General features: G+C 51.3%; 18 protein-coding genes. All 18 read right to left on the minus strand.

Going from position 1 to position 11,344, the window contains the following annotated elements:
- Positions 1-38: 38 nt before the first annotated feature.
- Positions 39-437: a 30S ribosomal protein S8 gene (gene rpsH / locus A4E54_RS02845; RefSeq protein WP_240083101.1), complete on the minus strand. Its 399-nt coding sequence runs from the start codon at positions 435-437 to the stop codon at positions 39-41.
- Between the two features lie 21 nt (positions 438-458).
- A complete protein-coding gene (locus A4E54_RS02850; RefSeq protein WP_240083100.1) occupies positions 459-644 on the minus strand; it encodes a type Z 30S ribosomal protein S14 in 186 nt (61 codons plus the stop codon).
- A 75-nt stretch (positions 645-719) separates the two neighbouring features.
- Positions 720-1,262, minus strand: coding sequence for a 50S ribosomal protein L5 (rplE, locus tag A4E54_RS02855; RefSeq protein ID WP_240083099.1), 543 nt, complete (start codon positions 1,260-1,262; stop codon positions 720-722).
- Positions 1,263-1,384: 122 nt separating this feature from the next.
- A complete protein-coding gene (rplX, locus tag A4E54_RS02860) occupies positions 1,385-1,708 on the minus strand; it encodes a 50S ribosomal protein L24 (RefSeq protein ID WP_240083098.1) in 324 nt (107 codons plus the stop codon).
- A gap of 51 nt (positions 1,709-1,759) precedes the next feature.
- Positions 1,760-2,128: a 50S ribosomal protein L14 gene (gene rplN / locus A4E54_RS02865; RefSeq protein WP_240083097.1), complete on the minus strand. Its 369-nt coding sequence runs from the start codon at positions 2,126-2,128 to the stop codon at positions 1,760-1,762.
- Positions 2,129-2,170: 42 nt separating this feature from the next.
- Positions 2,171-2,434 (minus strand): 30S ribosomal protein S17, encoded by a 264-nt coding sequence (gene rpsQ / locus A4E54_RS02870; protein ID WP_240083096.1) that lies wholly within the window; start codon positions 2,432-2,434, stop codon positions 2,171-2,173.
- Between the two features lie 63 nt (positions 2,435-2,497).
- On the minus strand, positions 2,498-2,701 hold the full coding sequence (gene rpmC, locus A4E54_RS02875; protein ID WP_240083095.1) for a 50S ribosomal protein L29: 204 nt from the start codon (positions 2,699-2,701) through the stop codon (positions 2,498-2,500).
- Positions 2,691-3,122: a 50S ribosomal protein L16 gene (gene rplP / locus A4E54_RS02880; protein WP_240083094.1), complete on the minus strand. Its 432-nt coding sequence runs from the start codon at positions 3,120-3,122 to the stop codon at positions 2,691-2,693. The genes rpmC and rplP overlap by 11 nt, the downstream gene beginning before the upstream one ends.
- Positions 3,123-3,124: 2 nt before the next feature.
- Positions 3,125-3,820 (minus strand): 30S ribosomal protein S3, encoded by a 696-nt coding sequence (gene rpsC, locus A4E54_RS02885; protein WP_240083093.1) that lies wholly within the window; start codon positions 3,818-3,820, stop codon positions 3,125-3,127.
- Complete coding sequence (gene rplV, locus A4E54_RS02890; protein ID WP_240083092.1) at positions 3,820-4,167, minus strand: 50S ribosomal protein L22; 348 nt, start codon at positions 4,165-4,167, stop codon at positions 3,820-3,822. Before rplV ends, rpsC begins: the two co-directional genes overlap by 1 nt.
- Positions 4,168-4,213: 46 nt before the next feature.
- Positions 4,214-4,498, minus strand: a complete 285-nt coding sequence (rpsS, locus tag A4E54_RS02895; RefSeq protein ID WP_240083091.1) for a 30S ribosomal protein S19 — start codon at positions 4,496-4,498, stop codon at positions 4,214-4,216.
- A 265-nt stretch (positions 4,499-4,763) separates the two neighbouring features.
- Positions 4,764-5,588: a 50S ribosomal protein L2 gene (gene rplB, locus A4E54_RS02900; protein WP_240083090.1), complete on the minus strand. Its 825-nt coding sequence runs from the start codon at positions 5,586-5,588 to the stop codon at positions 4,764-4,766.
- A 41-nt stretch (positions 5,589-5,629) separates the two neighbouring features.
- Positions 5,630-5,917, minus strand: coding sequence for a 50S ribosomal protein L23 (gene rplW, locus A4E54_RS02905; RefSeq protein ID WP_286724252.1), 288 nt, complete (start codon positions 5,915-5,917; stop codon positions 5,630-5,632).
- Entirely contained in the window at positions 5,914-6,537 is a 624-nt protein-coding gene (gene rplD / locus A4E54_RS02910) for a 50S ribosomal protein L4 (RefSeq protein WP_240083088.1), read from the minus strand. Before rplD ends, rplW begins: the two co-directional genes overlap by 4 nt.
- A gap of 90 nt (positions 6,538-6,627) precedes the next feature.
- Positions 6,628-7,263, minus strand: a complete 636-nt coding sequence (gene rplC / locus A4E54_RS02915) for a 50S ribosomal protein L3 (protein WP_240083087.1) — start codon at positions 7,261-7,263, stop codon at positions 6,628-6,630.
- A gap of 142 nt (positions 7,264-7,405) precedes the next feature.
- Entirely contained in the window at positions 7,406-7,714 is a 309-nt protein-coding gene (gene rpsJ / locus A4E54_RS02920; protein ID WP_240083086.1) for a 30S ribosomal protein S10, read from the minus strand.
- A gap of 267 nt (positions 7,715-7,981) precedes the next feature.
- Positions 7,982-9,184, minus strand: coding sequence for an elongation factor Tu (gene tuf / locus A4E54_RS02925; protein ID WP_286724254.1), 1,203 nt, complete (start codon positions 9,182-9,184; stop codon positions 7,982-7,984).
- Between the two features lie 84 nt (positions 9,185-9,268).
- Positions 9,269-11,344: an elongation factor G gene (fusA, locus tag A4E54_RS02930; RefSeq protein ID WP_286724255.1), complete on the minus strand. Its 2,076-nt coding sequence runs from the start codon at positions 11,342-11,344 to the stop codon at positions 9,269-9,271.

Genomic DNA, 11,344 nt, shown 5'->3' on the forward strand with positions numbered 1-11,344 from the left:
ACCTGCCATCCTAATTGTATTCAAGCACATGGTATTAATTACCACACGTAGCAAACTACCTCGCCGCCAAGTCCTTCTTTACGCGCCTTTCTATCGGACATGAATCCTTTAGAGGTGGAAATAATAGCTATTCCGAGACCGCCTAAAACTTTCGGCACATTATCTTTCCTGGCGTACACTCTTAAACCTGGCTTTGATATGCGCTTGAGACCGGTGATCACCCGTTCCTTATTAGTGCCATATTTAAGATAAACCCGGATAATCCCCTGCTTTCCGTCGTCTACAAATTCGCAATCCTTAACAAAGCCTTCATCTTTCAATATATTAGCGATTGCTTTTTTTACCTTGGAAGCAGGCGCCTCTACTTTATCATGATAAAATGTATTGGCGTTCCGGATTCTGGTCAAGAAATCTGCAATAGGATCGGTCATAACCACGCGAAACTACCTCCTTCCTGATCACCAACTGGCTTTGCGGATTCCTGGAATTTCACCTTTATACGAGAGCTCCCGGAAACAAATCCGGCAAATCTCAAACTTTCTCATGTAGGCGTGCGGACGCCCGCAGATTTTGCATCTATTGTGTCCGCGCACCGTAAACTTCGGCGCCCGCATAGCCCTTAAAACCATTGATTTTTTAGCCACCAACTTGCCTCCTTTTCGTATTTGGTAGCCGGTTGCCCGTAGTTTTCTACTACTGACCACTGACCACTGTAACTCTTATGCCGCCCGGAACGGCATGCCCATTAATCCCAACAGTTCTCTCGCCTCTTCGTCCGTTTTCGCCGTAGTCACAAAAATGATGTCCATGCCGCGGATTTTATCTATCTTGTCATAATCAATTTCCGGAAACATAAGCTGTTCACGAACACCCATGCTGTAGTTGCCGCGCCCGTCAAACGATTTGGGCGAAATGCCCCGGAAGTCACGCACCCTTGGCATCGCTATGTTAAAAAGCTTGTCAACAAACTCATACATGCGTTCGCCGCGCAAAGTAACCTTTGCGCCGATGGTCATACCGGCACGCAGCTTGAAGGCCGCGATAGATTTCTTCGCTTTAGTCGTAACAGGTTTTTGTCCGGTAATAATCATCAAGTCGTTTAACGCGGCGTCGATTGCTTTTGAATTCTGAATCGCCTCGCCCACGCCCATGCTGACAACCACTTTTTCCAGCTTGGGAACCTGCATGATATTTTTATACGCAAACTTTTTGATCATGGCGGGCACTATATCGTTCTTGTACTTGTCTTTTAATCTGGACATCTTAAACTACCTCCCTTCTCGGCAATCGGTTGTCGGTTCTGCAATCAGCTGCTTTTTTGAAATCACCATTGGGGTTTTCCCTTATTCCGACTCCTGACTACCGACTACTGACTACTGATCACTTATATCGCTTCTCCGCATTTTTTACAGACACGTTCTTTTTCCCCGTTTTCAAGCACCTTCTTGCCGACCCTGGTTGGGGTGTTGCACTTATTGCAGAAAAGCATCACGTTTGAGCTGTGTATGGGGGCCTCTTTTTCCAATATACCCCCTTGCGGCAGTTTCTGGGTAGGCTTGGAGTGGCGTTTAACAATATTTACCCCCTCGATGATTAGCTTGTTTTTAGCCGGTATGACTTCCAGAACCTTGCCCTTCTTCCCCGCGCTTTTACCAGTGACCACCAATACTGTGTCTCCTTTGCGGACGTGGATCTTGGGTTTTACCATATATTTTGTGTCACCTCCGAACTCACCGTCAATATTTAAAGATAGCCGGCGCTAGAGCACTTCCGGCGCCAGAGAAACAATCTTCATGAACTCACGGTCTCTCAATTCCCGGGCCACCGGACCAAAAATACGCGTTCCCCGCGGACTCTTGTCATCCTTGATAATAACAGCGGCGTTTTCGTCAAACTTGATGTAGGACCCGTCCGGGCGCCTGACTTCTTTTTTCGTGCGGACCACCACGGCCCTTACCACATCACTTTTCTTAACAACGCCGCCTGGCGTGGCTTCTTTAACGGAACATACAACGATGTCGCCCACACCTGCATAGCGCCGCAACGATCCGCCCAAAACACGGATGCACATCAGCCTGCGCGCCCCGGTGTTGTCAGCAACGTTGAGCAAAGACTGTACTTGAATCAATGCTGCAACCTCCTCACACTTACTACTTACGACTATCAACCGTTAAATCTGTTTGCCTCGCTCCAGGATCTCAACTACACGCCACCGCTTTTCTTTCGACAGCGGCCTGGTTTCCATAACTTTCACCTTGTCGCCGATCCTGCAGGAGTTTTCTGCGTCATGCGCTTTGAATTTACGGGTGCGCCGAATGATGCGCTGGTACCTGGGGTGTTTGACCAGGGTTTCAACAGCCACAACCACGGTCTTTTCCATTTTATCACTTACCACCCTGCCGGTAAGAACCTTGCGCAATCCACGTTGTTCCATCCATAATACTCCTTCCTGAACATATCCCTTGTGAGCCTGGCACCTTAAATCCTGACGCTGTTCTTACGCCCGTTGGATTCCCAACTCACGCTCGCGAATTACCGTCTTGACACGCGCGATCCTGCGGCGGATTTCCTGCAGTTTCATCGGGTTATCCAACTGCCCGGTGGCCATTTGAAATCTCAATTTAAAGAGTTCATCCTTGGAGTCGTCCAGCTTTTTATAAAGCTCGGAATCCGTCAACTCTCTAATATCCTTAGTTTTCAACGACTGCACCTACTTCCCCGCGCTTCACAAATTTAGTTTTAACCGGTAGCTTGTGAGACGCCAATCGCATCGCTTCACGGGCAACTTCTTCGGAAATGCCCGCCAACTCAAACATAATCCGTCCCGGCTTGACAACAGCAATCCAATATTCCGGTGTACCCTTGCCGGAGCCCATCCGGGTCTCAGCCGGTTTGGTGGTAATTGGTTTATCAGGAAAAATTCTGATCCAGACCTTGCCGCCACGCTTGATATAACGCGTCATGGCAATACGGGCCGCTTCTATCTGCCTGTTGGTTATCCAGGCCGACTCCAGAGCCTGAAGGCCAAATTCACCAAAACTGACATCTTTGCCGCCTTTAGCCCTGCCGGCTATTCCGGGGCGGTGCTGTTTGCGGTATTTAACCCTTTTCGGTATAAGCATCCCTATACGCCTCCTTCACCAGGTGCGGCCTTTCCTCCCCTGGCCGGGGTTTTTTCTGCATCTTTGACTGCCGGTAAAACTTCTCCTTTATAGATCCATACTTTAATGCCGATTTTTCCGTAAGTGGTGTTCGCTTCGGCAAAACCGTAATCTATATCGGCGCGCAAGGTATGAAGAGGAACCTTGCCTTCGCTGTACCATTCGCTGCGGGCAATTTCAGCGCCGGCCAAGCGGCCGCCGCACGCGATCTTGATCCCTTTCGCCCCCATTTTCATGGAGCGGTTGACCACTTGCTTCATGGCCCTTCTGAACGCAATCCGTTTCACCAGTTGGGAGGCCACATTTTCAGCCACGAGTTGGGCGTCCACCTCAGGGATCTTGATCTCCACGATATTTACACTGACCTGCTTAGCGGTGATTCGTTCAAGCTGCTTGCGCAGGTTCTCCACTTCCATACCGCCCCGTCCGATGACAATGCCCGGCTTGGCGGTGTGGATAAACACTTTAATCCGGTTGGCCGCCCGCTCTATCTGGATGCGCGAAACGCCTGCCACGAAAAGCTTCTTTTTGATAAACTTGCGTATTTTCAGGTCCTCGTGCAAGAGGCCGGCATAGTTTTTCTTGTCGGCAAACCACTTGCCTTCCCAGTCCCGGATAATACCAATCCGCAGGCCCTTGGGATTTACCTTCTGCCCCACTAAGATCTACCCTCCTTTTTGTCACCCACCACAACTGTTATGTGGCTGGTACGTTTGCGTAAAACATCTGCGCGGCCCATGGCCCGGGCCTGGAACCGCTTTAATGTAGGTCCTTGATCAACATAAGCCGCGGTTACGAACAACTCATCCTTATCGGCCTGCTGATTGTGTTCGGCGTTGGCGGCGGCGGATTTAACCACCTTTGTTACCGCCCCCGAGGCCCGTTTGGGTGTATATTTTAAGATAGCAAGGGCCTCCTGAATTTTCTTGCCCCGGATCAGGTCCACTACTATGCGCACCTTTCGCGGGGAAATCCTTATAAATTTGGCTGTGGCCTTAGCTTCCACAGGCTGTTTACCCCCTTCGTTAAGATGCCGGAAATGAAAACGGCTTCTACTTCAGTGCTGTAGACCTTTCCGTATGGTGACCGTGTCCTCGAAAAAGCCTGGTAACGGCAAATTCCCCCAATTTGTGCCCAATCATATCTTCGGTTATATATACCGGGATATGCTTGCGCCCATCATGCACGGCTATGGTGTGCCCGACCATTTGGGGAAAGATGGTTGAGCGCCTGGACCATGTCTTGATCACTCTTTTTTCGCCTGAATCATTCATGGCCTCTATTCTATTGAGAAGCCGTTCTTCGCAATACGGCCCCTTCTTTAATGACCGGCCCAAAATTGCAGCCTCCTTTCACACTCCATCGGGGACATTCCTTCACTAGCCTGCCTTAACAGTAACTGTTATTCAACACGCTATATGCAGGAATAATCCCTTCGAATTTATACGACCCTAGAAGGTGTGTCCCCTTTCCGCTGACGACATTCCTTCACTAGCCTGCCTTAACAGTAACTATTGCTCCACACGCCATGTGCAGGAATAATCCCTTCCGAATTTGTACACCCCTAGAAGGTGTGTCCCCTTTCCATATTTCCAACAGCCGCTATTTGGTTCTTCTTTTCACGATTAGCTTGTCGCTCGGTTTTCTTTTCCGGGTACGCGCGCCCAAAGCCGGCTTGCCCCACGGTGTAACAGGATTGCGGCCGATAGGCGAGCGTCCTTCGCCACCGCCGTGCGGGTGGTCAACCGGGTTCATCACAATACCCCGGACAGTCGGCCGAATGCCCATCCAGCGTTTCCGGCCGGCTTTACCTATTGTAATGTTTTCATGATCAACATTGCCTATCTGTCCGATAGTCGCGCGGCAGTCCAGCAATAAAAGCCGCATCTCACCGGACGGCATTCTTATATTGGCGTATTTTCCCTCTTTAGCCATCAGCTGTGCGGACCCACCGGCCGAGCGCACCAATTGACCGCCGCCGCCGGGGTGCAATTCGATATTATGAACCAATGTGCCAAGCGGAATATTACGTAACGGCAAACAATTCCCGGCCTTAATATCCGCGTCCGGGCCCGATACAACGGTTTGCCCGATGCTGATGCCGACAGGCGCAAGTATGTATCTCTTTTCACCATCAGCGTAATGCAGCAGAGCAATTCTGGCAGAACGGTTCGGGTCATATTCAACACTGGCCACCTTGGCCGGGATACCATCCTTGTTGCGTTTAAAGTCAATAACCCTGTACATCCGTTTGTGCCCGCCGCCACGGTGTCTTACTGTCAGCCTGCCGTACGCGTTGCGGCCGGCATTTTTCTTTAATGGTTCCAGCAAGGACTTTTCGGGTTCCGAACGGGTTATATCCTTAAATTCCGAAACGGTTACAAACCGGCGGCCCGGTGACGTCGGCTTAAAACTTTTAGTAGCCACAGGGATTCACCCCCTCAATAATTAATGTTATTACGGTAAAACTATATTCCCTCAAAAATCTCGATCCGGTCACCTTCTTTAAGGGTGACTATCGCCTTTTTTGTATCAGGCGTTCTGCCGGGAATCCTGCGGACCCGTTTGATCTTTCCCTTAACGCGCATGGTATTTACTTTTTTCACTTTAACCTTGAACAAATTTTCGACAGCCTGCCGGATCTCCACTTTATTGGCTTTTAGATCAACTATAAAAGTGTATTTATTATCTTTCGATAAAGATGTGCTCTTCTCGGTAATAACCGGCTTCCTTAAAATATCGCGCGGATTTTTCATGGCGCGAGCACCTCCTCAACCCTGGCCACCGCGTCTTTGGTGATAACCAGCTTGCTGTACGCCAGGATGTCGTATACGTTGAGTCCGGTGGCATCAAGCGGCTTGATCCCCGGGATATTACGGGCGGACTTTGCCACTGTCTGATCGGCTTCCGCCGTTACCAGCAAAGCCTCGTTGACTTTGAGGTTATTTAATATATTAACCATATCCCTGGTTTTCGGCTGCTCCATCTGCAACTGATCCAGAACTAAAATATCACCTGAATTTACTTTAGAAGAGAGAGCTGATTTCAAAGCCAGCCTCCTCACCTTTCTCGGCAGGCTATACCGGTAGTCTCTGGGATGAGGTCCAAAAACGATCCCGCCGCCACGCCAGATTGGTGAACGGGTGGTGCCGTGACGGGCTCTGCCGGTGCCTTTTTGACGCCAGGGCTTGCGGCCGCCGCCGCTCACATCCGCCCTGGTTTTAGTGGCGTGGGTGCCCAGGCGACGGCCGGCCAACTGCATCACAACGGCATCATGCAAAACAGATTCGCTAACTTCAACACCGAAGACTTCATCTTTCAGCGTCAGTTCCCCGACCTGTTCGCCGCTAATATTGTACATTGCTACTGTAGGCATGAGTGTCCCCTTTCCGAGCCGAAAGCCTTTTAGTCCGCAGGCGCGCGCACACCGCGACCGCCCCCCGCGTCTTTAAGCTTAAGCTCTTTTCTAGCGCTGCCGCGCCTTGGTCGACGGTATCACCAGCACCAGACCGCCCTTGGGTCCGGGTATGGCTCCTTTAACGGCAAGCAAGTTGCGGTCGCCGTCAACTTTTACCACTTCAAGATTCTGCACCGTTATTCGCTCCGAGCCGTATTGCCCCGGCAATTTCCTGCCTTTATACACACGGGCCGGACCTTTCGCCCCCAGTGAACCTGGGCGCCTGTGGTACTTGGAACCATGGGCCATCGGGCCGCGGTGAAAACCATGACGTTTGATCCCGCCTGAGAAGCCGTGCCCTTTACTAGTACCAACCACATCTACCTTTTCTCCCTGGGCAAAAATATCGGCCTTAATTTCCTGGCCTACCTCGTATGAATCCGCATCTTCAACCCTCAGCTCACGCAGATAGCGCAGCGGCCGTACGCCGGCTTTAGTAAAATGGCCCTTCAGAGGTTTAGTGAAAAGACGTTCCCTCTTCTCTCCGAAACCAATTTGAACCGCGCTGTAACCGTCAGTCCCAGGGGTTTTCTTTTGCACAACAAAGCACGGACCGGCTTCGATCACAGTAACAGGAATAGCCAGGCCAACGTCCGTAAAAATCTGTGTCATCCCAACTTTTTTCCCCAGAATACCTTTTGGCATTATAAAATGCACCTCCGTTTTTCAAAGGCCGGAAACTAAAACCATTTGCCTTCGCCCCCGGCCTCTGAATTCTGTGGCAAGTGGTTGAGCTGGTTCTCAACATTGCCTCTATCTAAACCGGATATAACTTTACCTTCTTCAACTACAATTTTATTTCGATGTCCACACCGGCCGGCAGGTCCAGACGCATCAGGGCGTCCACCGTTTTCGGGGTGGGCTCGATAATGTCAATCAAACGCTTATGGGTCCGCATCTCGAACTGCTCGCGAGAGTCCTTGTTAACATGAGGACTGCGCAGAATGGTGTAAATATTTTTTTCCGTCGGCAGCGGAACCGGACCGGCGACAGAAGCGCCCGTCCTCTTCGCGGTATCCACAATCTTCAGGGCTGACTGGTCCAATATGTGATAGTCGAAGGCTTTTAGCCTGATCCTGATTTTTTGGCTCTTCATAAATATCCTGCTCTCCTTTTCGCCCGATGACCGGACATTCTCAGTGAAAATTCCCCATCTCGGTAGCTTGTAGCCGGTTGCCGGCAGTCGGATTGCTTATTGAAAATCGGCTTTACCGATCTTCTCTTTATTCTGACTCCTGACTTCTGACTACTGACTACTGAGTTGGCAACCTCTCACCTCATCGCGTTTGCCAATAGCCACGGGTTGGCGTTTCAGTATGTGAAAATGTATAACCTATATTACTCGAGCGGGTCAAATAACAACCTACTCCCTAATTCCGGTAACAACGCCCGCGCCCACAGTGCGGCCGCCTTCACGGATGGCAAAGCGCAGCCCTTCTTCAATAGCAATCGGGGTAATCAGGTCGATGTCAACTTTAATGTTGTCTCCCGGCATCACCATTTCCACGCCATCCGGCAGGGTGATCACGCCGGTCACGTCGGTGGTCCGGAAATAAAACTGGGGACGGTAGCCGTTAAAGAACGGCGTGTGCCTGCCGCCCTCTTCCTTGGTCAGTACTAACACTTCGGCAGAAAAGTTTTTGTGGGGCCTGATCGAGCCGGGTTTTGCCAGAACCTGCCCGCGTTCGATTTCTTTCCGGTCGACGCCCCGCAGCAGGCAGCCGATGTTGTCGCCGGCCTGGCCGCTGTCAAGGATTTTCCTAAACATTTCCACACCGGTCACCACGGTCTTCCGGGGCTTGTCGGCGAGTCCCACGATCTCAATTTCATCCTGCACTTTGACCATACCGCGCTCGACCCGGCCGGTGGCCACGGTGCCGCGTCCGGTAATGGAAAAAACGTCTTCGACAGGCATCAGGAAAGGCTTGTCGGTATCCCGCACAGGTGTGGGAACATGCTCGTCAACGGCATCCATCAGCTCCCAGATAGACTTGCACCATTCACAGTCTTTCTTGCCGCAGGCACATTCCATCGCTTTTAGCGCCGAACCGGTAATAATGGGAATTTCATCACCGGGGAATTCATAATTAGTCAGCAATTCGCGCACTTCCATGTCAACCAGCTCCAGGAGTTCCGGGTCGTCAACCATGTCGGCCTTGTTCAGGTATACGACGATGTAGGGAACATTAACCTGACGGGCCAGCAAGATATGCTCGCGGGTCTGGGGCATCGGGCCGTCCGCCGCGGACACGACCAGGATCGCCCCGTCCATCTGGGCGGCGCCGGTAATCATATTTTTGATGTAGTCGGCGTGGCCCGGGCAGTCAACGTGGGCATAGTGCCTTTTATCGGTTTCATATTCGACGTGGGCGGTATTAATGGTAATGCCGCGCTCACGCTCTTCAGGAGCGTTGTCAATCTCTTCGAACTTCTTAACCGTGGCCTGACCGACTGTGTTCAGAACCATGGTGATTGCCGCAGTCAGGGTGGTCTTGCCGTGGTCGACGTGGCCGATGGTGCCGATGTTAACGTGGGGTTTAGTCCGCTCATACTTTTGTTTTGCCATTAGTTTTATCCTCCTTTAAATTTTTATTTGCTGCAAACAGTTAATCCTACTTGCTGACGCTCTATAATTCCGGCTACCCATATTTTACCCTTGCCGTCTGGCAATAATTCCTTCCGCGATATTTTGCGGAACTTCAGCATAATGGCTAAACTGCATGCTGTAGGTGCCGCGCCCCTGTGTGCGCGAACGCAGGTCGGTCGCGTAGCCGAACATCTCCGCCAACGGCACGAGCGCATGGATTATCTGCATCCCGTTGCGCGGCTCCATATCCTCGATCCGGCCCCGCCGGGAGTTCACATCGCCGATCACGTCACCCATGTACTCGTCGTTCACCACGACTTCCACCTTCATTACCGGTTCCAGCAGAACCGCGCCGGCTTTGCCGGCGGCATTCTTAAACCCAATGGAACCGGCAATTTTAAAAGCCATTTCGGATGAGTCCACATCGTGGTACGAACCGTCCAGCAGGGTGACCCCGATGTCCACCATCGGGAAACCGGCTAAAATGCCGTTTTCCTGGGCTTCCTTAACGCCCGCGTCAACAGCCGGAATATACTCTTTGGGGATAACCCCGCCAATGACTTTGCTCGTGAACTCATATCCTGAGCCCGGCCCCCGCGGCTCGATCTCCAAAACAACATGACCGTACTGACCGCGCCCGCCTGACTGGCGGACAAACTTACCTTCAGCCTTAACCTTCTTCCTGATGGTTTCTTTGTAAGCAACCTGCGGCCGGCCTACGTTCGCTTCCACATTAAACTCACGCAGCATCCGGTCAATAATGATCTCTAAGTGCAATTCTCCCATGCCCGATATCAGCGTTTGGCCTGTTTCAGCGTCGGTATTAATCCGGAAAGTGGGATCTTCCTCCGCCAGCTTCTGCAGGGCAATCCCCATTTTCTCCTGATCCATTTTGGTTTTCGGCTCAATGGCCACCTGGATAACCGGCTCCGGAAAATCCATGGATTCCAGGTAAACCGGCGCTTTCTCATCACACAGAGTGTCTCCGGTGCTGGTCGCCTTCAAGCCCACTGCGGCGACAATATCCCCGGCAAACACTTCCGTGATATCCTCCCGGTGGTTGGCATGCATTCTCAGAATACGCCCGATTCTCTCCCGCCTGTGCTTGGTTGAATTGAAAATATATGAACCGGACTGCAGGCTCCCCGAATAAACCCGGAAAAAGGTTAACTTGCCAACATAAGGGTCGGCCATTATTTTAAATGCCAAAGCGGCAAAAGGTTCATCATCCCTGGCCGCCCGGATTTCTTCAGCGCCGCTCTCCGGGTCAACCCCGCGCATGGGCGGCACTTCCGTGGGCGCCGGTAAATAGTCCACAATCGCGTCCAGCAGAGGCTGCACACCTTTGTTTTTAAAAGCGGAACCACATAGCACCGGGATTATCTGCACAGCCAGAGTAGCTTTGCGAATGCCTTCATGAAGATCTTTTTCCGTAAGTTCCTCGTTTTCAACATACTTCATCATTAAATTTTCGTCAGATTCGGCAACCGCTTCAATCAACTTGTTTCTAAATATACTCGCTTCTTCAGCCAGTTCCGGCGGGATGTCGGTTTCCTCGCTGTCGACACCCAATTCATCAATATAGATAATTGCCTTGTTTCTGACTAAATCAATGACACCATGGAACTTATCCTCCATTCCGATGGGTATTTGCAAAGCCACCGGGTTGGCGCCTAAACGCTCTTTAATCATTTTCACTCCACGGTGGAAGTCGGCCCCTACGCGGTCCATTTTATTGATGAAGGCTATCCGTGGAACACCGTATTTATCGGCCTGACGCCATACTGTTTCAGACTGCGGTTCGACGCCCCCCACTGAACAAAAAACCGCCACCGCGCCGTCAAGCACGCGCAGAGAACGTTCTACCTCCACAGTGAAGTCCACGTGCCCTGGCGTGTCGATAATATTAATCTGTGAATCACGCCACCGGCAACTGGTTGCCGCGGAAGTAATGGTGATGCCCCTTTCCTGCTCCTGGACCATCCAATCCATCGTCGCCGCGCCATCGTGCACTTCCCCTATTTTATGCACTTTGCCTGTGTAAAACAGTATCCGCTCGGTAGTGGTGGTCTTGCCGGCGTCAATATGTGCCATTATTCCTATGTTTCGAATTTTATCCAACGAAAACTGACGCGCCAT

It is taken from the genome of Pelotomaculum sp. PtaB.Bin117 (assembly GCF_002067195.1).
Lineage (GTDB): Bacteria > Bacillota > Desulfotomaculia > Desulfotomaculales > Pelotomaculaceae > Pelotomaculum_D > Pelotomaculum_D terephthalicicum.